The organism is Chitinophaga eiseniae (assembly GCF_900167135.1).
GTDB lineage: Bacteria > Bacteroidota > Bacteroidia > Chitinophagales > Chitinophagaceae > Chitinophaga > Chitinophaga eiseniae.
The window spans coordinates 1,000,534-1,024,428 of record NZ_FUWZ01000003.1; the positions used below are offsets into that span (position 1 = coordinate 1,000,534).

Annotated in this window: 20 protein-coding genes; 8 read left to right on the forward strand and 12 right to left on the reverse strand. The window is 51.8% G+C overall.

Translation table 11 applies throughout. From position 1 onward, the window contains the following. Window positions 1-48 precede the first annotated feature (48 nt). The gene (locus tag B5D63_RS23200) at window positions 49-813 is read right to left on the reverse strand and encodes an SDR family NAD(P)-dependent oxidoreductase (RefSeq protein ID WP_078671215.1); all 765 of its coding nucleotides are present in this window, start codon (window positions 811-813) and stop codon (window positions 49-51) included. Between the two features lie 152 nt (window positions 814-965). On the opposite strand from B5D63_RS23200, the gene B5D63_RS23205 reads away from it, so the two are divergent. Beyond that, window positions 966-1,856, forward strand: coding sequence for a helix-turn-helix domain-containing protein (locus tag B5D63_RS23205; protein WP_078671216.1), 891 nt, complete (start codon window positions 966-968; stop codon window positions 1,854-1,856). Here the strand turns inward: B5D63_RS23205 and B5D63_RS23210 are convergent, their stop codons facing one another. The 7 genes from B5D63_RS23210 to B5D63_RS23240 all read right to left on the reverse strand — a co-directional run bounded on the left by B5D63_RS23210 (window position 1,857) and on the right by B5D63_RS23240 (window position 13,231). Continuing rightward, on the reverse strand, window positions 1,857-2,963 hold the full coding sequence (locus tag B5D63_RS23210; protein ID WP_078671217.1) for a Gfo/Idh/MocA family protein: 1,107 nt from the start codon (window positions 2,961-2,963) through the stop codon (window positions 1,857-1,859). 101 nt (window positions 2,964-3,064) lie between these two features. After that, a complete protein-coding gene (locus B5D63_RS23215) occupies window positions 3,065-4,483 on the reverse strand; it encodes an arylsulfatase (protein WP_200817074.1) in 1,419 nt (472 codons plus the stop codon). A gap of 19 nt (window positions 4,484-4,502) precedes the next feature. Next, entirely contained in the window at window positions 4,503-6,281 is a 1,779-nt protein-coding gene (locus tag B5D63_RS23220; protein WP_078671218.1) for a RagB/SusD family nutrient uptake outer membrane protein, read from the reverse strand. Window positions 6,282-6,299: 18 nt separating this feature from the next. After that, window positions 6,300-9,734, reverse strand: coding sequence for a TonB-dependent receptor (locus tag B5D63_RS23225; protein ID WP_159456125.1), 3,435 nt, complete (start codon window positions 9,732-9,734; stop codon window positions 6,300-6,302). 227 nt (window positions 9,735-9,961) lie between these two features. Next, complete coding sequence (locus tag B5D63_RS23230) at window positions 9,962-11,074, reverse strand: FecR family protein (protein WP_078671220.1); 1,113 nt, start codon at window positions 11,072-11,074, stop codon at window positions 9,962-9,964. Between the two features lie 204 nt (window positions 11,075-11,278). Continuing rightward, window positions 11,279-11,836, reverse strand: coding sequence for an RNA polymerase sigma-70 factor (locus B5D63_RS23235; RefSeq protein WP_078671221.1), 558 nt, complete (start codon window positions 11,834-11,836; stop codon window positions 11,279-11,281). Between the two features lie 84 nt (window positions 11,837-11,920). Further along, entirely contained in the window at window positions 11,921-13,231 is a 1,311-nt protein-coding gene (locus B5D63_RS23240) for a sensor histidine kinase (RefSeq protein ID WP_078671222.1), read from the reverse strand. A gap of 207 nt (window positions 13,232-13,438) precedes the next feature. Between B5D63_RS23240 and B5D63_RS23245 the strand changes: the two genes are divergently transcribed. From B5D63_RS23245 to B5D63_RS23265, 5 genes are all read left to right on the forward strand, one after another. Beyond that, on the forward strand, window positions 13,439-14,356 hold the full coding sequence (locus B5D63_RS23245) for a glycerophosphodiester phosphodiesterase family protein (RefSeq protein WP_200817075.1): 918 nt from the start codon (window positions 13,439-13,441) through the stop codon (window positions 14,354-14,356). A gap of 73 nt (window positions 14,357-14,429) precedes the next feature. Continuing rightward, window positions 14,430-15,158, forward strand: a complete 729-nt coding sequence (locus B5D63_RS23250) for a hypothetical protein (RefSeq protein WP_078671224.1) — start codon at window positions 14,430-14,432, stop codon at window positions 15,156-15,158. A 51-nt stretch (window positions 15,159-15,209) separates the two neighbouring features. Further along, window positions 15,210-16,064: an NAD(P)-dependent oxidoreductase gene (locus B5D63_RS23255; RefSeq protein WP_078671225.1), complete on the forward strand. Its 855-nt coding sequence runs from the start codon at window positions 15,210-15,212 to the stop codon at window positions 16,062-16,064. Between the two features lie 17 nt (window positions 16,065-16,081). Continuing rightward, window positions 16,082-16,984 carry a helix-turn-helix domain-containing protein gene (locus B5D63_RS23260; protein WP_078671226.1) on the forward strand — a complete coding sequence of 301 codons (903 nt, stop codon included), beginning with the start codon at window positions 16,082-16,084 and terminating at the stop codon, window positions 16,982-16,984. A gap of 56 nt (window positions 16,985-17,040) precedes the next feature. After that, window positions 17,041-17,730, forward strand: coding sequence for a siderophore-interacting protein (locus B5D63_RS23265; protein WP_159456126.1), 690 nt, complete (start codon window positions 17,041-17,043; stop codon window positions 17,728-17,730). A 2-nt stretch (window positions 17,731-17,732) separates the two neighbouring features. Here the strand turns inward: B5D63_RS23265 and B5D63_RS23270 are convergent, their stop codons facing one another. The 3 genes from B5D63_RS23270 to B5D63_RS23280 all read right to left on the reverse strand — a co-directional run bounded on the left by B5D63_RS23270 (window position 17,733) and on the right by B5D63_RS23280 (window position 21,574). After that, a complete protein-coding gene (locus B5D63_RS23270) occupies window positions 17,733-20,093 on the reverse strand; it encodes an ABC transporter permease (RefSeq protein ID WP_078671228.1) in 2,361 nt (786 codons plus the stop codon). Window positions 20,094-20,239: 146 nt separating this feature from the next. Beyond that, window positions 20,240-20,713: a GNAT family N-acetyltransferase gene (locus tag B5D63_RS23275; RefSeq protein ID WP_200817076.1), complete on the reverse strand. Its 474-nt coding sequence runs from the start codon at window positions 20,711-20,713 to the stop codon at window positions 20,240-20,242. A gap of 27 nt (window positions 20,714-20,740) precedes the next feature. Next, entirely contained in the window at window positions 20,741-21,574 is an 834-nt protein-coding gene (locus B5D63_RS23280) for a mechanosensitive ion channel family protein (RefSeq protein ID WP_078671229.1), read from the reverse strand. 402 nt (window positions 21,575-21,976) lie between these two features. Between B5D63_RS23280 and B5D63_RS23285 the strand changes: the two genes are divergently transcribed. Together B5D63_RS23285 and B5D63_RS23290 are read left to right on the forward strand one after the other, a co-directional pair. Further along, the gene (locus tag B5D63_RS23285; protein ID WP_078671230.1) at window positions 21,977-22,201 is read left to right on the forward strand and encodes a hypothetical protein; all 225 of its coding nucleotides are present in this window, start codon (window positions 21,977-21,979) and stop codon (window positions 22,199-22,201) included. Between the two features lie 36 nt (window positions 22,202-22,237). After that, window positions 22,238-22,438 carry a hypothetical protein gene (locus B5D63_RS23290; protein WP_078671231.1) on the forward strand — a complete coding sequence of 67 codons (201 nt, stop codon included), beginning with the start codon at window positions 22,238-22,240 and terminating at the stop codon, window positions 22,436-22,438. Window positions 22,439-22,869: 431 nt separating this feature from the next. Here B5D63_RS23290 and B5D63_RS23295 read toward each other — a convergent pair whose 3' ends face one another. Beyond that, window positions 22,870-23,850, reverse strand: coding sequence for a GlxA family transcriptional regulator (locus tag B5D63_RS23295; protein ID WP_078671232.1), 981 nt, complete (start codon window positions 23,848-23,850; stop codon window positions 22,870-22,872). Between the last annotated feature and the right edge of the window lie 45 nt (window positions 23,851-23,895).

Genomic DNA, 23,895 nt, shown 5'->3' on the forward strand with positions numbered 1-23,895 from the left:
TACTACTTACACCTACAGGCGAAGTTGATTACTGCCACTACATCCGGATCACAAATGTATCCCCCCGGACACCTCTATCCGCTGCCCGTTGATCCACCGTCCTTCTTCGGTCAACAGGAACGCCACCACACTGCCGATATCTTCCGGCAGGCCCACCCGGCCCAGCGCGGTAGCGTCTGCAATGCTCTTGTTAACCGCAGCATTGTCTCTTACATGACCATTACCGAAGTCCGTTTCGATGGCGCCGGGCGCTACAACGTTGGCGCCTATACGACGAGGCCCCAGCTCTTTGGCCAGATAGCGGGTCAGCGTATCTATCGCTCCTTTCATAGAACCGTAAGCGGAACTGCCGGGATAAGAAAAACGCGCCAGGCCAGAAGAGATATTAACAATACGACCGCCGTCGTTCAGCAAAGCCAGCGCCTGCTGCGTCAGGAAAAACACGCCTTTGTAGTGTACGTTCAGCACGGTGTCAAACTCTTCTTCCGTCGTTTCTGCAAACGGTTTATACAACGCGGTACCAGCGTTATTGACCAAAAAATCAAAATGATCTGCCTGGAAAGTGTCTGCCAGCAAAGCTTTTAACCGTTGAAAAAAATCAGGGAAACTTTTGATATTGCCGGCGTCCAGCTGAAGCGCTGCTGCTTTACCACCCTTCTCGTCAATGGCTGCTACTACTGCATCGGCTTCTTCCTTCCGGCTGTGGTAAGTAATCACCACGTCGATACCTTTTTCAGCGATGCGCAGTGCCATATTTCTACCCAGCCCGCGGCTGCCGCCGGTGACCAGTGCTATTTTTTTACGGGATGTCATAAATAAAAATTGTTTTTGTTTTTGATAACACAAAGGTAGGTCCGCTACTACTGCGGCTGGTTGTGTGTATCAATCCATTGTTTGCAAAATTCAAACCGGCGGACGGATGTCCTCCTTTTCGTACCTTTGCATACTGCAAATCCGACACCACTATGGATACTACTACGCTGAAAGATTTCTACCGGGAAACCGACAGGCAGGAACCGGCAGACGCCCAACGGGAGATCGGTCATTTTAACGTGTTTAATACCGCCGAAATCAGCAAAAATGTAATGCCCTATAACCGGCGTACTTACTATAAAATCAGCCTTATCCAGGGTAGAAACCGCGCGGAATACGCTGATAAGGTGATCCCCGTGGAGAAAAACGCCCTGCTGTTCGCTACCCCCCGCATCCCCTATAACTGGGTGCCACTGGATGAAGACCAGGGTGGTTGTTTCTGTATTTTTAATGATGAATTCCTCACCCGCCATAAAAGCGGCGTCGTGCTGGAAGAACTGCCGATCTACCGGCCCGGCGGCGTTCCGGTGTTCCAGCTGTCGGATGAGGAAGCGGCCGACATACTGGCTATCTTCCGGAAAATGCAAAAAGAACTGGCTTCCGATTACCGTTATAAATATGACCTGCTCCGCAATTACGTGATGGAACTGATCCATCACGGCCAGAAACTGCAACCGGCAGACACGTTAAATCCTGCTCATAATGCTGCTACCAGGGTATCTTCCCTGTTTACGGAACTACTGGAAAGACAATTCCCGGTAGCGTCGCCGCAACACCGGGTGGGACTGCGCACGGCAAAGGATTACGCCGGGCAGCTGGCCGTACATGTCAATCATCTCAATAAAGTACTGAAAGAGCAAACTGGTAAAACCACAACAGAACTGATCAGCAACCGGATTTTGCAGGAAGCCAAGATACTGCTGAAACAAACAGACTGGAGCATCTCCGAGATCGCTTACAGCCTCGGTTTTGAAGAGCTGGCCCACTTCTCTAATTTCTTCCGGAAACAGACATCCCTGGCGCCCAACGCTTTCAGGGGATAGTTACCCCAGGTGCAGGTCCACCCGACGGCCTGTCTTCACCGCCTGGTAAATTGCGTCGATGATTTGCAGGTCTTTCAGCGCTTCCTCACCATTGACAGGCACCACCGGTTGCCTGCCCTCCAGCAGGATGCCCGCCATCTCGTCCATCTGTACCGTCTGATGGGTTTTATGCGGCTGTGTCAGTTCCCCTTTATGCGTACGTCCGCGGATAGGACCGTAACCGGTAGATGGTTGCAGTTCGGCAAAACCTTTCTCCCCGTTTAAAAAGAAACGATCGAGGTTGTTCATATTGTAGGTCGACAGGCAGGAGGCTACGGTACCATCCGGAAAGCCCAGCTGAAACTGTATCGTTTCATCCACGCCTTCTTTAAATTTCACCGGATCTGTTTTTGTTTCCTGGGCCGTTACCCATACCGGCTCCGCACCTACCATATAACGAGCGCCGTTGAGCGCGTAGATGCCGATGTCCATCAGGGAACCGCCGCCGGCCAACGCCTTGTTCAGCCGCCACTGCGTGGGGTCGCCGATACGGAAACCGCACTGCCCCTGGAAGAACAGGATTTTTCCGAACTCCCCGCTGTTACGCATCCGGACCACCTCCAACGTTTTGGGTTCAAAATGCATACGGTAACCTACCAACAGCTGTACTCCTGCTTTCCTACAGGCGGCGATCATCTCCCGGCCTTCTTTGGCATTGAGCGCCATCGGCTTTTCGCAGATCACATGTTTACCGGCGGCGGCCGCACGGATCACATTGTTGTGATGCAATGCATTGGGCGTGGTCACATAAACGACGTCGATATCCGGGTTGTTTTTGATCTGATCGAACGTGTCGTAGCTGTAGCAATTCTTTTCGGGAATACCATACTTGTTTTGCCAGTCCTTTATCTTGGAAGGCGTGCCACTGACAATACCGGTAAGCTTTGCTTTTGTGCAGGACTGCATGGCTTCTGCCACACGGCTGGCATAACCGCCAAGTCCCATCAGGGCCACGCGGAGCACTTTTCCGTCACGGGCACGGACAGCGGCGAGACTGGAAAGCGATGATAGTGGAATAGCTATGGTAGCGGCTGCCACCTGTTGCAGAAAATTACGGCGTGTATGCATAAACGGGAATTTTAAACGTCACTAATAATACAAAAAATCAGCCGTAAATGCAAAACGGCCAGCCTATGAAGGCTGACCGTTTTATTCATATGGTTACTTCCTTAATGCGCCGTCAGTGGAAACACCGGGCTTTCGACATGGGCTTCCTGCATATATCCCTCTATTTTTTTAACGATATCGGGATGAGATGCGGCCACGTTATGCTGCTCTGCCGGATCTTTGTCCAGGTCATACAGTTCCAGCGGCGCCTGTGGGTCTTTCATCACCCCTTTGCGGAAACCTTTCCATTTACCCATGCGTACGGCCTGCGTACCGTTATCTTCATGAAACTCCCAGTACAGGTAGGGATGCTGTGCCTGCTTGCCTTTACCGGTGAGCGTGGGCACCAGGGAAACACCATCGGTGTAGGGAGGCCTGGGCGCTCCGGCGATCTGCGTAAACGTAGGCATCAGGTCCCAGAACGCGCCTATAAAAGCATTGCGGCTGCCTACCTTTACCTTGCCCGGCCATTTTACGATGAAAGGGGTACGGATACCACCTTCATACAGGTCCCGTTTGAAACCCCGCAGCCCGGCGGAACTGTTGAAAAACACCGGGTCAGCGCCGCCTTCGCGGTGGGCGCCGTTGTCGCTGCTGAAGATAACGATGGTATTTTGTGTAAGCCCCAGCTGGTCCAGCTTATCGAGGATCTGCCCCACATAGGCGTCCAGTCGGGTGACCATCGCTGCGTAGGTAGCATGTGGCTTATCTACGGAGGCATAACCCGGCACCAAAGCACCCGGGCCATAGTCGTTGCCTTTATGCGGTGTTTCCGGGAAAGCGTCCTCATATTGTTTGTAATACTGATCGTCCGGCCCTGATAATTCCGCATGTGGCAGGATGGACGGTACAAACAGGAAGAATGGTTTGCTGCGGTTGTTTTCAATGAAAGCCAGCGTCTGCTGCTGTATTAACTCCGGCGCATATACTTTTTTCTGTTTGAGATCGTTTCCTTCCAGGTCGATACGTGTGTTATTGCTCCACAGATGCGTGGGATAATAGCGGTGTGACTGCCGCTGGCAGTTATACCCATAAAACACATCGAACCCTTTCTTATCCGGTGCACCGGAAGTGCCAACCATGCCCAGGCCCCATTTCCCGAAGGCGCCGGTCACATAACCAGCCTGTTGCAGCATCCTTGCGTAGCTCTGCACCGTGTCTGCCAATGGCTCCTGTCCTTCCGGCTGTATCTCTTTGTTGCCACGTACATAGGTGTGACCGGTATGCTGCCCTGTCAGCAACGAAGAGCGGGACGGCGCGCACACCGACGTTCCGGCATAGAAGCGGGTAAACAGCATCCCCTGACGGGACAAGCGGTCGATGTTCGGCGTTTTGATTTTCTGCTGACCGTATACGCCCAGATCGCCATAGCCCAGGTCATCTGCCAGGATAAACACGATGTTGGGACGCTGTTGCGCCTGCGCGGACGCTCCTGTGAACAGTAAAGCCGACAGCAGCGGGAGAACAATTTTTTTCATCATCACGTTCAGTTTTTACGGGTTATTTCCATCCGGGGTTCTGTACCAGATCAGGATTCAGCACCGTTTGATTGGATGGGATCGGATAAAGATAATAATACTCAGGAAATGGTGCAGGCGGTACTTTCTCATAGGCGATATACCCTTCTGTAGCGCCGTTCTGAATAGGGACCGGTGCTGTGGCAGATACGTCAACGCCCTTTTTGATCCAGCGGCCCAGTTTCTGCTGCAGCACGTAGTCCATTTTCTTCCAGCGGCGCAGGTCATCAAAACGGAAAGATTCACCCATCAGCTCTATGGCCCGCTCACGGCGGATCTCCCAGAGTGCAGGCGTTACCGTTGCATCGCGTGTTGGGTCGGCAGGAATGGCCGCCAGCTGCAACGGCGCCACGCCGCCACGCGCACGTAGTTTATTAATTGTCTGATCAGCGATGCTTTGATCAAATTCACCCAGCTCATATTTCGCCTCTGCATAATTGACCATCACCTCTCCCATACGGAAAATAGGCGCATCGTTCACATCGAGGTTCTGTACCATCTGTATCTTGTTGCTGAATTTATAGAAACGGTAACCGGTATACGTAACATTAAATGGTTGTCCCTGGTTATCGTCTGCAAAATGCGGTTCCTGCCGTACCACCAGCCCCTGCCAGTTGAGCGTGGGCAGCGTTTTATTCTTAGGACCGGAGATAGCGGCCATCACGGGGAAATACTCCTGGTCCACGGGATTACCGGTAGGCTGCCAGTTCATGCTGGGATGATTCACTACCACTTTAAACGGTGGTGGCACGGTGAAGTATAAACGTTTATCGCGGTTACGGAATTCGGTGTAAGGAGATTGATCGCCGGCAAACTGCTGGCTGGTCCAGCGGGTTTGTCCGTCTGTCATCAGGTACATGTCCACCGCTTTTTTGGTCAGGTCCCAGCGGCCGGCAGAGTTACGTCCCAGCGATGCCAGCGAATGATACACCTGCGTTTGTTCGTACTGTTTATACAGCAGAATTCCCGGTACATTGGCCAGCGATTCGCTGTTGAAGTCGAGGTCGTAGTTGGGGTTCAGCAGGGGAAAGTCTTTTACCAGTTTAGCCGCGGCATCTGCGCTGGCCCGCAGGTAAGGCAGCGGATCGCCCAGCTGATGGTACCGGCGCCAGGTACCTTCCATTAGCCCGAAACGGGAGATCAGCGCGCGCACCACATGTACGTTGATGGTATTGGGACCGTCGCCGGCGGGTTTAATATGCGCTTCCGCCCAAAGCAGCTGATCGAGGACCTTCTGCGTCACTTCAGCGCGGGGCGTGCGTTTCGCATACAGCTGCTCCCCGTCACCGTCAGACAGCGCTTTTTCCACCCACTGCACATCACCATACTTATTCACCAGGTTGGCGTAACTGTAGGCCCGGAAAAAATAACCCACACTGCGCCAGTGATCTTTGTCGGCCGCTGAAATAGGCGACTGGTCAAGGTTGTCGAGCATAATATTCACCGCGCGGATTCTTGCATAAGGATCTTTGTAATCATCAGAAGACGACGGGATGGTAACACGTTGCCAGATCCAGTTGGACTCTCCGTTGGGGTTGGCATTCAGGAACAGGTCCCCGTCATATTCTTTATTCACATTGGCAGAAGCATATCCGGGAAACACTTCATAGAACTGCCAGGCGTAAGCTTTGATATTATCGTATTGTGTAAACGTGGTCTTTTCCGTGAGCTGGTCTTTCGGTTGCAGGTCCAGCCGGCCCTGGCAGCTGTGCAGCAACAAGGCGGCAGCAGCAACGGAAACGATATGTTGAATACGGTTCATGCTGATTGTTTTTGCTGGTTAGAAATTAACATTAAGACCGAAGCTGTATTTCTTCAGGAAAGGATAGATACCACCATCGCTCACAATGGAGGCATCGGCTTCCATACCGTCCGGCAGGTGATCGAAGGTGAAGAGATTTTCACCGGTCACGAATACACGAACGTTATCGATGAAAATACGTTTCAGCAGTGACTTGGGCACAGTGTATCCCAGCGTGATGTTTTTCACCCGCAGGTAAGCACCGTTGGATAAATATTTTGTCTGCACAAAACGGCTCTTGTCTGCGTTACCGGCGCCATCAGGGTAGCCCCGCGGATAGAAGCCGTTGGGATTGGTAGGTGTCCAGTAGTCGAGGTTGTGTTTATACATGGTACCAAACTGGTTGAGATAAGGCCAATACAGTTGGTTGCTCAGCCACAGGTCTCTCTTGCCGACACCTTGCAGGAAGAAGGAGAAGTCGAAATTATTCCAGGAGGCATTGCCGAAGACACCGAACTGGAAACGGCGCTGGGCATTACCGATAATTTTACGGTCGCCCGGATCTGACAGGGTATTGTTGCCTGTAAAAATCTGGCCGTCGCCGTTCAGGTCTTCATAGCGGATATCGCCGGGGTTCTGCGGTACGCCGCGGTATCCGGGTACACCGGGCAGCAGCGTGCCTTTCTGCAGGTTGGCGTCCAGCGATCCTTTCTGGAAATCATCCACAGTATAAAATCCGTAGGTACCAAAGCCCCATATTTCCCCGATTTCCTGCCCGGTGTAGAAGTTGTCCAGCTGGCCGTTGGCGTTGATGTTCAGCAGGCCGGCGGGGTTGTTGTACCGGGTAATGAAAGCGCGGCTGTCTGACAGGTTGAAGCCGATGGAATAACTCACCGTCCTTATTTTATCTTTCCAGGACATCTGCAGTTCCCAGCCTTTGGATTCCAGGTCGGCCACGTTTTGTAATGGTGCGGGTGCTCCGAGGATGGCAGGCAGTTCCGCGCCCGGCGCCAGCATGTTCAGTGTGCTGCGGCGGTACCAGTCGAACGTAGTATTGAGGCGATCGCGGAACAGGCTGAAGTCCGTACCGAAGTCGAGGGTACGTACCGTTTCCCAGGTGAAGTCGGAACTTACCAGTGCAGGCATGCCCAGCGATACGTAGCGGATGTTGGTGGCGGGGTCTGTCCAGGCGGCGTTGTAAGGCTCCATGCCCGGGATATAGGGGTAATAGTTAGGCACCCTGTTGCCCGCCTTATCTTTTTTAAACACCACCTGGTTACCGATTTCACCAAAGGAAGCGCGCAGTTTCCATTGTGACAGCACAGGGCTGAGAGGTTTCATAAAAGCCTCTTCACTCACATTCCAGCCGGCAGACACGGAGGGGAAGAAACCGAAGCGGTGGCCTGGCGCAAAGCGGCTGGAGCCATCGAAACGACCGTTCACTTCCAGCAGGTATTTATTTTTGTAGTCGTAGTTGATGCGCCCGAAATAACCGGAGATGGCGTATTCGCCGAAGCCGTCGCCGCCGGCGATAGTGCCGGTGGAGGTAGACAGGGAGGGTACCTGCGGACTGAGGATGTCCAGCCGGTTGATGCTGAAGTTTTCCTGTTTGCTGATCTCCTGGTTGGTACCGATCAATACGGTGGCATGGTGCTGTCCCAGCGCCCTGGTATAACTGGCGTAGAGGTTGACCGCCTGGTATACCGTGCGGTCGTTGGCGCGGGTGTAGCGGGTATTGTTATTGAGGAACTGCCGGTCGTAGGTAGCGGCGTTGATGTATTCATTTTTACCCCTGATCTGCCGGTTGTCCTCATTTTTTTTGTTGTAGGTATATTCTCCTGTGATCTTTAACCCATTCAGCGGATTGTATTCGAGTTTACCGAACAGGCGCAGGTCGTCTCCAAAGGTGGTGTTGACCGGTTCCGTACGCACAACGTTGTTCGGTGTGTTGTAAGGCAGCACATCGCCATTGGGCGCAGTGCCATAACCGGTAGGTATATACGAACTATAAGTTATCGCGTTGTAGAACAGGCTGCCAAAATCTGCCGGCGTAGTGCGGTTACTGTTTTTGTAGAACAGGTTGACGCTGGCATTAAGATTTTTTGTCAGCTCCGTTCCGAGATAGGCGTTGAAGTTGTAACGGGTGTATTTGTCCTTGTTGGTAACGAGGATGCCATCTTCCCCGGTATAGCCGCCGGACACGCGGAACGTTGTTTTTTCCGAGCCGCCGCCAAAGGAGAAGTTGTGCATTTGTTCAAATCCGCGGTTGAACAGCTCTCCATAGAGGTCTGTTTCCATCAGCGGATATTTCAGGCCGTTCACCGTCGTGTAGCCGTCAGGGTAAGTAGCCGGGGCCTGCTGGTATTCTTCCAGCAGTTTCAGCCAGGTATTCACGTTCTGACCTGTCCAGTAAGAGTTGGTACCGAAGTCTTTCAGGGCGCGCACCAATTCCAGCGGCGTGGCTTTCTTCGGCAGCGTGGTGGGTGAGCTGAAAGTGAAGTTGTTGGAATAGTTAAAGCGGACAGGTTGGTTTTTCTTTCCTTTTTTGGTGGTGACCAGTATCACGCCGAAGGCGGCGCGGGCGCCGTAGATAGAGGCCGCTGCCGCGTCTTTAAGTACGGTAACGTTGTCGATGTCTTTCGGGTTTACATCGTCGATGTCCATGGGCACGTTGTCTACCAGCACCAGTGGCTCTCCGCCGTTGATGGAAGTATAGCCGCGGATATTGATCGCCGTGGAGGTGCCGGGCTGCCCGGAGCCGTAGGTGATCTGCAGCCCGGGAACGGCGCCCTGCAGGGCTTGGGAGGCGGAGCTCACAGGCCTGTCGCCAAGCACTTCATCCATTTTTACGGAGCTGACCGCGCCGGTAAGATTCGCTTTTTTCTGGGAGCCGTAGCCCACCACTACTACTTCGCTCATGGAAGACAGGTCTTCCAGCAACACGATGTTCATCGTAGCCGCGGCTTTGATATCCTGCTGCGCGTACCCGATAAAACGGACAACCAGCACGGACGCAGGGCCTTGTACGTTGAGCGAAAATGCGCCTTGTCCGTCCGTAATGGTGCCATTAGCCGTTCCTTTCTCGAGGATGCTGACACCGGGAAGAGGCTCTCCTTTGTCATTGGTGACCCGGCCTTTCACCGGCATTTTTACGGTGACCGGCGTGGTGGCGGAGACAGGTGTCTTGTTACCGATCAGGATGATTTTTCCTTCGACACGGTATGACAGGGGTTGATGGTAGAGCGCTGTCGCCATCACTTCATCGATGGAAGCGTCTTTCACCCGTATGCTTACCGGAGTGGCTTTCTCCAGTATTTCCGTGCTGAACAGCACTTCATAACCGGTTTGTCGCCGGATCTCGGCGAACACTGTTTTCAGGGAGGCTTTTTCCAGTTGCAGGGTCACTTGCTGCGAAAATGCCGCAGCCGATACCTGCATAAAAGCGACCGTCATCAACAGAAACGTCAGCTTCATAACATTTAAAAATTTTGTTAGGTACTGGTGACGGGGGTTCCTGGTGGTGGGACAAAACACCCCTTTGTATGGATTTCTGAAATTCATACATTTGTTTGGTTAGGTGAAAGAATAGTTTACTGAATGTGCGTTTGGTAACTGTTTTACCTTATCTGTGACCGGTCATGTTGACGCATGGCCGGTCTTTTTTTCTGGTTGACGAATTTTTTCCTCCTTGTTTTTGTTTTTTAGTGCCTGATACTGATCTTATTATTGTTCACATTGAATTTTACGCCGCCGGTGAATTCGAGCATTTCCAGCGCTTTTGACAGCGGTACGTTTCGTGGAATAACGCCGTTGTAACGCATTTTTGGAATCGTTTTGAGATCCGCCTCTACATCATACCAGCGGGAAAGTTGTTGCAATACTTCGGTGAGATACGTTTCGTTAAAAATAAAATAGCCGTTTTTCCATGCAACCGCGGCGTTGGCGTCTGCCGTGGCTTTGGAGAGGGCGCCCTGATGGTTGAGGCGGGCCTGTTCTCCGGGATGTAATATCAATCCGCTGCTGCCGGCACTGACTCTTACGCGGCCCTCCAGCAATGTTGTCTGCGTATGCGTATTCTCTTCATAGGCGTTCACATTGAAGTGGGTACCTAATACTTCCACTGCTTGCGATGGTGTTTGTACGATGAAAGGCTGGCGGGCGTTGCCGGCAATTTCAAAGTAGGCTTCCCCTTTCAGTTCCACGGTGCGGGTACTGCCGGTGAAAGTAGCCGGGTAACGCAGGGAAGAAGCGGCGTTGAGCCACACCTTGCTGCCGTCTTGCAACACCACCCGGTATTGCCCGCCGCGGGGTGTGGATATTTCATGGAAACCGCTGCCGGCGCCGGTAGCCTCGTACACGATCTCGCCGCTGTCGCTCCGGTACACCCGCAGGCCGGCCTGCTTTGCTACCGCCTCATCATCGGCCGTTCCCAGCGTAATCTTTTTACCGTTGGCGAGGGTCAGTACCGCTTTATCACTGCCGGCCGGAATGTCCTGCTGTATGGCTGTGGCCAGCGATGGCCCGGTTGCATGCTTTTCCGGTTTCAGATATACCACCAGTGCGATGAGGCCGGTCAGCATCGCTGCTGCCGCATACCAATACCGCACCATATGCCGTGACTTCCGGCGGCCGGTACGCTGGTGAATGGCCGCGAGCATCCGCTCCTCTACCCCTTTGATACCGGGCCGGGGCAACGTGCGCTCACCCGCCTGTTCAGCAGATGCGCAATACCGCAGATACAAGGTCATTTCCTCGTCTGTGGCGGTGCCATCACTGATTTTTTCGATTAAACGTTGTAGTATTTCCTGTTCCATAAGGACGTTCCTGTATAGAAGGCACGTTAACCGGAGAGATCCCCCAAAGGAGATCCAATTTTTTTTTGGGGGAGACGACCTGACACGTTGCTCGTTGACCTTTTTTTGGGGTATAACCGGGTATTTTATAAATATTCATTTCTCTAAATGGATACTATCATGCAGGTGGCAGGCAGAGGGTAGATATTCAATCTACTGATGTGATCACAGCAACAAACTCATACTTCCCAGTCTCACTCTTAATTTTTTCAGCGCAATTGTCAGCTGGTTCTCCACTGTCTTCTCCGAAACCCCCAGCTGACGGGCAATTTCACGGTTAGACAGGTGTTCCAGCCGGCTTAGTTGAAATACTTCCCGGCAGCGGTCGGGCAAGGTGGCGGTGAAGTGAGCGATGACGGCTTTTAGTTCTTTCAGTTCCAGCACCTGGTCGAGGGAGCCCTCTTCCCGGGCCTGCATGGCTGTCTCTGCGGCAAAGGCGGCGCGTACTTTCTGATGGCGGAAATAGTTGGCTACTTTATAACGTACTGCCATCAGGAGATATCCCCGCAGGGTGGTCAGCACGAGGTGATCACGATGTTCCCAGAACCAGACAAATACGTCCTGTACGATGTCCATGGCGGGGGCTTCTTCCTGCAAAAGGTAATAGGCGGCGTGATAGAGGGTATGCCAGTGGCGGTGGTAGATTTCATCAAATGCGGCTTCATGGCCCGACTTCATAAAGTCAAGCAGTTCACTGTCCTCGTATACGTGGTAAGCGGGCATTGGTTTGGTTGATGAAAATGTTTAGCCTTGAAAACAAAGCTATGAAAATATTTCATCAAACCCAGCATCATGCGAAGTTGGCCACTACCAGTCTTCTTCTGTTTCTGCGGGTGCTCCCTCCCTGCTGCCCGGTAACGTCAGCCGGAACGTGGTGCCTTTACCGGGTTCACTTTCTACCGTAATTTCCCCGTTGTTTTGCCGGATAAATTCGGCGCACAATACCAGCCCGATACCAGATCCCCGTTCACCTGCCGTACCGTAACTGGGTTTGTACCCGAAGGAGAAAAGGGTGGCCTGCCGCTCGCGGTCCATCCCTACCCCATGGTCATTCACATGGAGACATATATTTTTATCTTCTATAGAAGTATGGATGGTGATTTTCCCGCCCTGGTGACTGAATTTAACAGCATTGCTGATCAGGTTACGTAAAACGATCATTAGTTGGTTCACATCTGCGTACACCTGCACATCGTCCGCTATGGACATGTCCAGCTGGATCTCTTTCTGCCGTACATTCGGCTCGAAGGGGCTCAGCGCATCGTTGACCAGCGACGCCAGGGGCAGCACTGCGGGAACCGTGTGCAGTCCTTTCATTTGTCCGGCCGTCCAGCGCAAGAGGTTATTGAGCGTTTCTCCCAGCTGGGATACTTTCAGATGGAGTTCTACCGCGGCAGATTTCATATCCTTTTCACTGTAGTGGTCATTGCTGAACATCAGCAACAGCCCTTCCAGCGTGGCCAGCGGACTGCGGATATCATGAGCGATGATGGAGAACAGTTTTACTTTGTCGCGGTTCAGGATATCCAGCGCTTTACGCTGGTCTTCCGTCTCCTGCTGGTATTCTGCATGTACGCTTTTAAAATAAAGCAGGGCGATGACCACTACACCCAGCGCGATGACCAGGTTGGCCAGTATCCTGCCGGAGGGCACCAGCGGCTCCATGTACCAAAACACCGGCGCATAATAAACAAAGGCGATCACGGAGATGATCAGTACAGAAAGGAAGGCCAGCAACCACTTGTTATCATAAATAAGATAGATGAGCACCAGTATCAGGATAAGATAAAACTCAACGCCGTTCCGGAAAAAGAATCCCGAAATACCATACAGGAGCAGACTGAATACGATCACCACGGCACGCGCCTGCAGGTAACGCTGTTTTTTATTCAGATACAGGATCAGCAGATCCCCAAAAGTATGGATGATATTCACCACAGCCAGTGCCGGCCGGTGCTGTATCAGGTTAAGGACGCAGAAATACAACGTCAGGACAACACCCGGGATCGCGACAGTATTCAATAATTTAGTCCTTCTCGTTTCAATGAAAGACAAACCGGGATGTATTCCGATGTTTACTACAGCATTCCAGAAATTAGCGATTTTCCTAAAGAACATGGTATGATTGTATCACATAAGGAAGCGCAAAAATAACTTATGAATGTCAAAGATTTAGGGGAGTTTTCCCGTTTTTATCTTCCCTCAAAAGCATAAGTATTATAAAATATATAAACAATATCAATATTAAATTAATATCACCAGTCCTGCACCGGCTGCAAATGCTGCCGGAAAATAAATATATTTCGCCCTTGTCAAATTCAGATCATGATAAAAAAATTATTCCTGGCGACAGCCCTGCTGGCACACCTATCTGCTCATGCACAAAAAATGCATGTGCTCCATATCCGCAACAGCAAAGAACTGCAGGCATTCCTCCGTTATACCGGTAAAGACATTCCCTTCATCAGCGGCCATCGCGGCGGCGTGAATAAAGGCTTCCCGGAAAACAGCATCGCCGCCTTTGAAAACACCCTGCGGCATACACCCGCCACTTTTGAAATAGATCCGCGGCTCACCAAAGACAGCGCCATCGTACTCATGCACGACGCCACGCTGGACCGCACGACCACCGGCACCGGCAAAGTATCCGATTACACGCTGGCTGAACTGAAACAGCTGAAACTGAAAGACGTGGAAGGCAATGTAACGGAACACCGCATCCCCACCCTGCAGGAAGCCATTACCTGGGCCAAAGGAAAAACGGTCCTCATCCTCGATAAAAAAGACGTGCCCTTTGAAATGACGGCCCGCCTCATCACCAGAAACAAGGCAGAAGGCCATGTCATGATCACCGTACATACCGCGAAAGATGCCCGCTGGTACTATGACCGCAACAAAGACTTTGTTTTTGAAGCCTTCGTCAAAACACCGGAAGCCATGGCCGAATATGAAGCCGCTGGCATTCCATGGTCGCACATCATGGCCTATGTAGGCCCCGATAACAAGCCGCAGCTGCAACCACTGTACGACGCGCTCCACCAGCGCGGCGTGATGTGCATGATTTCCACAGCGCCCACCTACGACAAACAGCCAGACGCAGCGGCCCGTGCCGCCGCCTACCAGGCCATCATCCGCGATGGCGCCAGCCTCATTGAAGCCGACCGCTCCATCGAAGCCGCTGCCGCCATCCAAAGCCTGATACCTGCTAAAAGCGATAAACAACGGTTCTTCGGCAGGAAATAATTCCTCAGCGGGACCATACGAGCTCTTCCTGTAACCAGATCTTCGTACATTAGCACCCTTAAACATGTTTGCCATGAGTGCCCCGGAAAAACAATACCCGTTTTTTCATGATATGATCATCCGCTGGTTCCAGGGAGAGCTGACCACCCGGGAGCTGATTATCCAACTGGAAGCCACGCTGCAACCAGAACCTTATGAACCGGGATTCACTGATCCGGTGTCCCTTTTTGAAACGGCGCTGGAAGCCGGTCACCCCGACCACTTCTTCGAGTGGCAGGACTATAAACAATATGCCAAAGACACGGCTCCTACGGTAAATGGACTGATGCACCAGTTAAAAGAGTTACTGGCCGGCAGACAGCCGCTCAACGAGTTCATGGAGTGGGCCACCTGGCATAACATGGACGGCGGAGAAACCACCAGCGGCGCTTTTGAAAACAGCAATATCGAATATTTCTGCCTGATATTCCTGCCACTGCATTACCAGCAGCTGAACACTGCTTTCTACGAAAAAGCTGGCGATATCCTGGCGCGCAGCAACGATACCACCTACGGCGCCTTTGTGATCGCCCTCCACCTCCTGCTCGAAAAAGAACACAAAAGCCTCTACTATTTCCTGACCTCCTATATCGAAGGACATAAAACAGATGCGGAGCTGAACCAATACCTCGAAAAAAAATTCAGTCACAAACTGCCTGCCTTCCGATATAATATCACCACCTTCCCCTATCTCGATGCACTGCATACTGCACGCGAGCATAAAAGCGATACTGCCGCCTTTATGCAGCTGATGATATTATAGGTACAAAAGCATATTCCCGCTCTTTCCTACCTTTGCCAAAAATTCAATATCATGGTAGCATTTTTAGGTATGGGCCTGCTGGGATCGAACTTTGTCAGGGCAATGATCAGCAAAGGAATGCAGGTACAGGTATGGAACCGCACCGCCTCCCGTGCAACGGCACTGGAAGCCTACGGCGCCAAAGCATTTGAAAATGCGGCAGATGCCGTAAAAGGAGCGGACAGGATTCATCTTACCCTGAAAGATGACGCGTCTGTAGACGAGGTGTTAGCCGCCGCCAGCGCTGGATTTAAACCAGGCGCCATTATTATAGATCACACCACTACTTCCGCCGAAGGCGCCGTTCAGCGCACCAAAGCATGGAAAGAACGTGGCTTCGTTTACCAGCATGCACCGGTATTTATGGGTCCCGCCAATGCGCTGGACAGCAGCGGCAACATGCTCGTTTCCGGTGACCAGGAGCTGATCAGCCAGCTGGAACCGGAACTGTCAAAGCTGACCGGCCAGGTGCTTAATTTCGGACCGGAGCCGGGCAAAGCAGCAGCTATTAAACTGATGGGCAACCTTTTCCTCGTGACATTCACCTCCGGCCTCTCAGACATGCTGTCCCTCTGCAAAGCGCTGAACATACAGCTGAACGAAGTATATACGCTGTTCAGCGCCTGGAACCCCGGCGCACAAGTAGCCCCCAGGCTCAAACGTATGACGGCCGGCACCTATGACAGCCCCTCCTGGGAGCTGAACATGGCCCGTAAAGACACACAGCTGTTTCTTAACGCCGCCGCCCAAAACGGTACACACCTCGCTGTTATCCCGGCCATCGCGGAAGAAATGGACCGCTGGATCGCCAAAGGCCATGGCAACCAGGACTGGACCATCATCGCTAAAGACAATATCCCCGCATAACCAATGCTCCCTCCGGCATGCCGGAGGGAGCTTCCAACAATACCATGCGCAGCAAACCACAAAAGAAAAAACAGGTACCCGTTCACAAAGCCGATTTCGGCAACGGGATCGAAATCAAATACACCCAGATACAACCCGGTACCATGGCCGCATTGGAGCCACACCGCGATGACTACTTTGTCTTCTTTCTGCAGGATACCGGTGAAATAGAACTCATGATCGATTTCTCCCTGCAGCGCACCAAAGACAAAGGCATCGGATACATCGCCCCCGGACAGGTACATCACTATACCGATAAAGGCACTGTCTCCGGCTGGTTCCTGGCAGTAGATATTCCACTGGTACAGGATGCATGGCGCAATATCTTTGAAGATGCCAAAGGCCTTCAGCAATGCATCCCACTGGACGACACCACACCGTTCACCCAATGCCTGCAGCTGATCATGCAGTACGACCAATACTCCAAATCGGACGCCCTGCAACGTAAAGTGCTGCACTCCCTCATCGATGCCTACGTAGGCATGGTGGCCAACGCCTTCCTGCAGGCCAACGACGACAGCCGGCAACAAACGAACCGCGCATCCATCATCTGCCGCCAGTTCAAAGAACTGGTAAAAGAGCATTTCCTCACACTGAAAAGCCCCGCCGCCTATGCAGACAAAATGAACCTTTCCCTCTCCTATCTCAACGAAATGGTGAAAGGACACACCGGCTTCCCCGTAAGCCACTGGATTCAGCAGGAGTCCTTACGGGAAGCCAAACGCCTGCTCTACTACACAGACCTTACCACCAAAGAAATCGCCTTCCGTACCGGCTTTGAAGACCACACCTACTTTACCCGCGTATTCCGTAAGCTGGCCGGCGAAACACCCCTGACATTCAGAGCCAGATACCGCGATTTATCCAATCTTTCCCTTTGATTGTCTATTTTCCCGGACCCGATTCCTTCGTTGTTTTGCATCTTAATCACATGATGATGGAAACAACTACTTTACGTCAACGCCGCCTGGGATTTCTCGAGAAAACCATTAACCGGCAAGGATCTGTGCTGGACGTCCGTCACTGGGAACCATCCGGCTTCTGTGAAATAGACCTTCACCTGCCCGGTGTGAACATGCAAAACTGGCAATCACCTCCGCATATCAAATGCCGCGTGGCGCCTTATCACTACCGCGACTATACGCCGGCACGCTGGAACGTGGCCCTCCGCACCTGCACCCTTTTTATTGATACCAGTCACGATGGCCCCGGCAGCCAATGGGCACAGCACCTTGTCCCCGGCGACGTACTGCACTATCTGGGCGTAGACGGTACCCGGCAGAAAATTATACAGGGCTCTCACCTGGTGATGCTGGGGGACCAGAGTGCGATTGGACATTTCAACGGACTGCAGCAACTGGCCGCCTCCCACAACTGGATATCCGGCATGGTGGTCATCCCGGAAGCAGCACATCGTGACCAGTTTACAACGGAATTTCCCGAACTGCCGCTGGAAACATTACCCAGCGCTGATGCGCTGCTGGCCCAGCTGGAACAGCAGGCGCTGCACCCCTCCTGGCAATACTACATCGTGGGCAATTCCCATCTCGTAGCAGCCGCCAGAAAAATATTAAAAACAAGGGGATGCCCTGCTAATCACATTCAGGCGCAGGGGTTCTGGAAGTAAGATCACTCAGTTTTCAGGCTTCTGACCGGGTTGGCCATGGCCGCCCTTATGGATTGGAAACTGATGGTAAAAAGCGCTATCAGCAACGCTATGGTCCCGGATAGAAAGAAGACGGTCCAATTGAGCGGAATACGATAAGCAAACTCGTTCAGCCAACGGCTCATAGCCCACCACGATACAGGCAGCGCAATCAGGTTGGCGATCAATATTAAGCGGATAAAATCCAGCGTCAGCAAACGGACGATACTGCTCACCCCCGCCCCCAGCACTTTGCGGACACCGATCTCACGGGTACGCACCTGCGCAGTATAAGCTGTCAGCCCCAGTAAGCCAAGGCAGGACACAAAAATGGCGATACCTGCAAATACGTTGAACAGGTTGCCGGTCCGTTGGTCCGACCGGTAGATATCGTCAAAGGTTTCATCCATGAAATGATATTCAAAAGGTATCTCCGCACTATATTGCTGCCACACGTTTTTTAAAGCGGCAATAGCGCCGGATGCCTCCTGCCCTCCGGTTTTCATCAGCAGCATAGCGCTGCGCTGCGGGTCATAATACAACACTACCGGTTCTATCTTTTCTCTCAGCGAGGCGAAGTGAAAATCTTTGATAACCCCCACAATGATGCCTTCCCGCTTCCACAGGCTGAAACGCTGTCCTACCGGATCTTTGAGCCCCATCTCTTTCACGGCTGTTTCGTTCAGGATATAATGGCCGGAATCAGCAGGCGTACCGGAAAAATTATGGCCGGCTGTCAGCTGCATCTTAAAGAAGGGAATAAAATCTTTTTCAACGCTGAGCGGATATACCATCACCGTTTCCCCTTTCTCTTTTCCCTCCCACTGGTTATCGCCGGACTGTACGCCCAGCATAGCGATATTACCGGAAGCCCGCACCATGCCTTTGATCTCCGGTTCGCGCAGCATCCGCTCACGAATGGCATCGTAGTGCGCATTGCCCTGCGGCATCCAGCACATGAGCACATGCTCTTTGTCGTAACCCGGATTTTTTGTCCGCATAAAATGTAGTTGCTTCCCGATGATCAGGGTGCCTGTAATCAGACCGATGGAAATGGCAAACTGCCCCACTACCAACACCCTGCGGAAAGTCACATCGCGGATACCGGCCGCCAGCATCCCTTTCAGCGCTTTCAGGGGTTCAAAGGCCGACAGCATCAAAGCCGGATAAATGCTGGACACCGCCAGCGTGGCCAGCCCGGTAACTCCTGTCAGCATCCATAGACGCACGCTCATAAAATCAATGGCCAACGCTTTACCCGACAGGCGGTTGAACAGCGGCAGCAGCGCCTCCGCCAGCAACAGTGCCAGTCCCAGCGACAACAGGAAAAGAAACGCCGTTTCAATCATAAACTGGAAAAACAATTGTCTTCTTGCTGCGCCAATGATCTTCCGCACACTGACCTCCCTGGCCCTTAACACCGCACGGGCAGTAGAAAGGTTCACATAGTTGATCGCAGAAATGGCCAGGATAAGCACCGCGATAATGGTAAAAATACGCACGGTCTGCATACCGTCATCAGTGCCGTCTGCATTGTACAGGTGCATGCTGGCCAGCGGTTGCAACAGGTATTCGATGTCGGTATCGTCCGGCTCGTGCTCCAGGTGTATGTTGCGCAGTCTGGTCGCCAGTGCGGCTATGGCCGTACCGGGCTGCAACAGCAGGTAAGTCTGAAAATCAAACTCCTCCCATTCATGATCAGCGTCTATTCCTTTACCGGCCCGGTGCATATCATTCAATAACTGCATCGGGAAAAACAGCTCACCCTGTATAGATGAATTGAGGGGAAAGTCTTTGATGACACCACTCACCGTAAAACTGGTCTTATCGTTGGCCACGATCACTTTCCCCAGCGGGTTGTCCTTACCGAAATATTTACGCGCCGCTTTCTCTGTCATCACCACGGAATGAGCGTCGGTAAAAGGTTTGGCCGCATTACCCTGCAGGAGGGGGAAATCAAAAATGCTAAAGAGTGTAGTATCCGTGAAGAATGCTTTGTTAGCGGGGAAAACCTGGTTGTTATAGCGGAAAGAAGAATACAGGTAGTTATCTGTCATCCGCATCATGCCTTTTACCTCCGGCAGCCGGGCCTGTGCATTCACCGCAATAGGCGCATTGGTGACTGTCCAGATATGGCGGCTGACGCCGGTGCCTACTTTGTTTTCAAGTCGGTACAGGTGGTCTGCCCGCTGGTGAAACCGGTCAAAGCTGCGCTCATCCTGTACCCACAACAGGATCAGCAGTCCAATCGCCAGCCCTGTAGTAAGACCGGCAATATTGATCAGCGAGTAAAATTTGTTTTTTACGAGGTTACGCCACGTGGTCAGGAAGTAACTTTTAAACATGATACCGGGTTTTGATACAGTTCACCTTCTGGTCTGCATATCCAACGCCAACCTCTGGCATACCTATTTATCAAAATAATATAAATAATGTAATTATTTAAATTGTCCGGTTTCGATACAGGTCCTGTTCATTTGCGCGATAGCGGTCAGAGTTGTTTCTCCAGCATGATCATATGTTTGCAGGGAATCCCGTTTTCGTAGATAGGTTCCGGGTAGTGCTGTACAAAAAAATCTTTACGGATAGCGGTGATCTCAAAACCGCTGCGCTGATAAAGATACAACTGTGCCACGCTGGAATTGCCGGTACCGATAACGAGTGTCTCAAAACCCAGTTCCCTGGCTTTGATAGCGGCATCCGTCAGTAGTTGTTTGCCGAGCCCTCTCCCCTGCCAGTTCTCATGTACTGCAATGTTTTTCACTTCGGCTTTTTTACCATCGAGGGGCGTCAGCACGTACACGCCTACACGTACCTCACCGATCCGGGCAAGGTACACACGGGAATCCGAGATATACGTATCAATCATCTCCCGGGAAGGGTCGGCCAGCAGTAACAGGTCATACGGAAGGGCATCCTGCCCCTCCAGCAGTTGAATGATCATATTTTCGGCGGAGGACATCATGCGGGGAAGATACATAAAAAGCCGGCATCAAAGTATGCCGGCTTTCTTCAATGCTCCTGTTACATTCACAATCAGTTCATGCACCGTATCTTCATAAGTGCCTTCCTGTTCATTGTCTACCCAGCAGCAGAGCAGCGCCTTTACGTTGCCGCCGTCAATACTGTCGAAACGTACGGTGCGGGGGCGGTTGGTCATTACCGCCTTACTTTCCTGTACCCTGTCCAACATTATTTTTTCCGCCTCCGGCAGACGTTCCCCGGCTGGCAAAGTGAATGTGAGGGTGATACGCCGCAGGGGCGTCAGGGAATGATTGATGATTGGTTTCTGAAAAATGTCTTTGTTGGGAATGATCACATGTAAACCGTCGGCCGTGATCATCGTGGTGGAGCGCAGCCGGATGTTATTGACCGTACCGGTAAACCCGTTTGTTTCAATGACATGTCCCACCGCGAAAGGCTTGCGGAAAGTGATAAAAATACCGGAGATAAAATTGGCGGTAAGGTCCTGGAAAGCAAAGCCCAGTGCCAGACCAATAATGCCCGCGCCGGCCAACAGCGAGGTCACCGCTTTGTCCAGTCGCAGCACATTCAGCGAAATGAAGAGGCCCATCAGCAGCACCAGCAGGTAAACAGTGCTGGCTACCAGCCCGGAAATGGCCGCCGTTTCAGTGACCTTCCATACCAGCCGGTTGGCAAAGCCGCGCAACAGCCGGGCCAGCAGCCAAAACATCACCAGTACAATAATTGCCACCACCAGGTTCGGCAACATCCTGATCGCCGCTGTGCCCCATCGGTATAGTTTGTCTAGTATCAGCGCCTGATAGCCGGTCCACTCGCCGGCCAATATCGGAGAATAATGCATGACCTTCTTACCGCAAATTTCGGGCAGTGGTCTGCATCCCTGCAAAACAAGGCTGTAGCCGGTTTCCATCGTGGAACAACCTACACAGATCATGAAAAAACCGGGATAGGAATACCCCGGTTTATCATTAACCTACAACTGTTATAAAACATAATCTTTTGTCAAAAAGGCAGACCTCCACCACGGCAGCGATGGTTTACCGGCACAAATACAGAATATACTTTATGTTTTTACTGTTCATGCTGATATGCTACCAATGGTCGCGTTTGTCACAGCAAAAGTAATGCAGCCAACGGTCACCGGCGTTGCACATTTCCCTGATTTTATTGTAATAAACAAAGAAAATGATCAGCGGCGGCGGCATGGTTTTTTAGGCAGATAGGGGGAGAAAACAGCTCAATTATGAACCATTTCTCGTTAGAAGGAGAACATGTAAAGATAGACTATAGCAATCCGGCACTTCCTCCTGCCGCCAGGAATTTTATGCCCGATGTATACCGCGACGGACCTGAATATTTCTGTGTGCTGGGTGCAGGATGTGATGCTGTTATCCTCGGAACTGGTAACTCCGCGGAAGAGGCTATCAATGCATGGGAAGAGGCCTACCATCTGAAGGCAGGCCGGTAGCGTACCGGTTTTATTGTTCATCTAAATCTCTTTTTTATGCCAGCAAAAGAAAAAAAAACCGGCTCTGACCGTAGCAATGAGCACAAAAAGGTTACAGATGAAACGATGCATCCACTTGATCCGCACGACAAACAGCGGGTCACGCAACAAAAAAGAGCAGAAGAAGATATACCGGAACAGACATTTATTGACGATGAAGAACTGGCAGGAGACGAACCGTTGACAGACGATCTGTAACTGACCTGAAAACCATTTTACAAGGGACCGTCCGAAAGCGGTCCCTTCGTATAGGCGGTATCGTTATCATTCCGCTTCATACACCAGCTTCTTTATTGATGTTCTTTCTTTTCTATTTTCGCCAGCTCCCTGTCCAGGTGCAGTGCCTCGTCCACCGCCTCCTGAACAAACACTTTCATGGCGCTCTCCCCGAACATAACCGGCATATGGCCGTCAAACCCGCCGCCTGGTAAAAGGCGTGGGCTTCTCTGATTGTTTCATCCGGACAGGTTTTCATATCACCGTTTTCTATAACGGTGATAAAAAACTATGCCTGTCCCTGATAAGGCAGGGACAAAACAAATCCATGCCGGATGGGCAGTAAAATACCCATCCGGGCCAGGGGGGAATGAGGAAGAATAGCTACAAAAGGCAGACAGCCATCCCAGCAGTTAGCTGGCCAGGGCCCTGTTGTATTTATTGCGGTATTCCTGCGGAGAGAGTCCCGTGATTTTTTTGAAGGTGGTACGAAATGCTTTGGTGTCGGTATAGCCTACTTTGTACATCACCTCACTAACGTTTTCGGAACCTCTTTCCAGGCTATTCTTGGCTGCTTCGATCTTTACGCGCTGCATGTACTCCACAGCGGTATTGGAGGTGGCTTTCTTAAAGCGTCTTTCCAGGTTTCTGCGGCTGAGGGAAAACATGGTGGCCAGCTGGTCTACCGTGATTCTTTCAGAGAAATTCTGTTCGATGTATTCCTGGGCTTTGCGGATAGGTTCATCATCATGTCCTTTCTGGCCTTCAAAGATGATAAAGGGGGATTGGTTGCTGCGTTCAAATTCTATTTCAAACATCTTGGAACAGAGGATTGCCAGTTCCTTGCCGGCATACTTCTCCACCAGGTAGATGATCAGGTTGTAGAAAGATGCCGCCCCGCCGCTGGAGTAGATACCTCCTTCGTCGGTGATGATTTTTTCGGACACCAATGTTACATCCGGGAACATCTTGCGGAAGTGATTGGCGGCAAACCAGTGCGTGGAACATTTTTTTCCGTCCAGCAAACCGGTAGACGCCAGCAGGAAAGCGCCCACGCATAAACTGGCCACTTCCGCACCTTTATGGTGCTGCTTAACGATCCAGGGAAAGAACTCCTGGTTCATACTGATGACCTGCTGCATGTCGCCATTGACGGCCGGAATAACAATCAGGTCTGTCTGACTGACTTCATCCAGCGTGAGGTCCGGCGTAACAGCAAAAAGACGGTGGTAGGTTTCTGGATCCCGTGCAAGGCCCACCAGTTGCACTTTAAATAAAGGGGATCTGCCCGATGCGGCCAGAAAGTCATTGACCTTGTTAAACACAGTAAATGAGCCTTCGATGCAAGATAGGGCTACATCACCTTTGGGGACGAGGATGGATATGTGTTTCATGTACCAAATATAGAGAAAACCGATGTCGTAAACAACCTCCTTTTT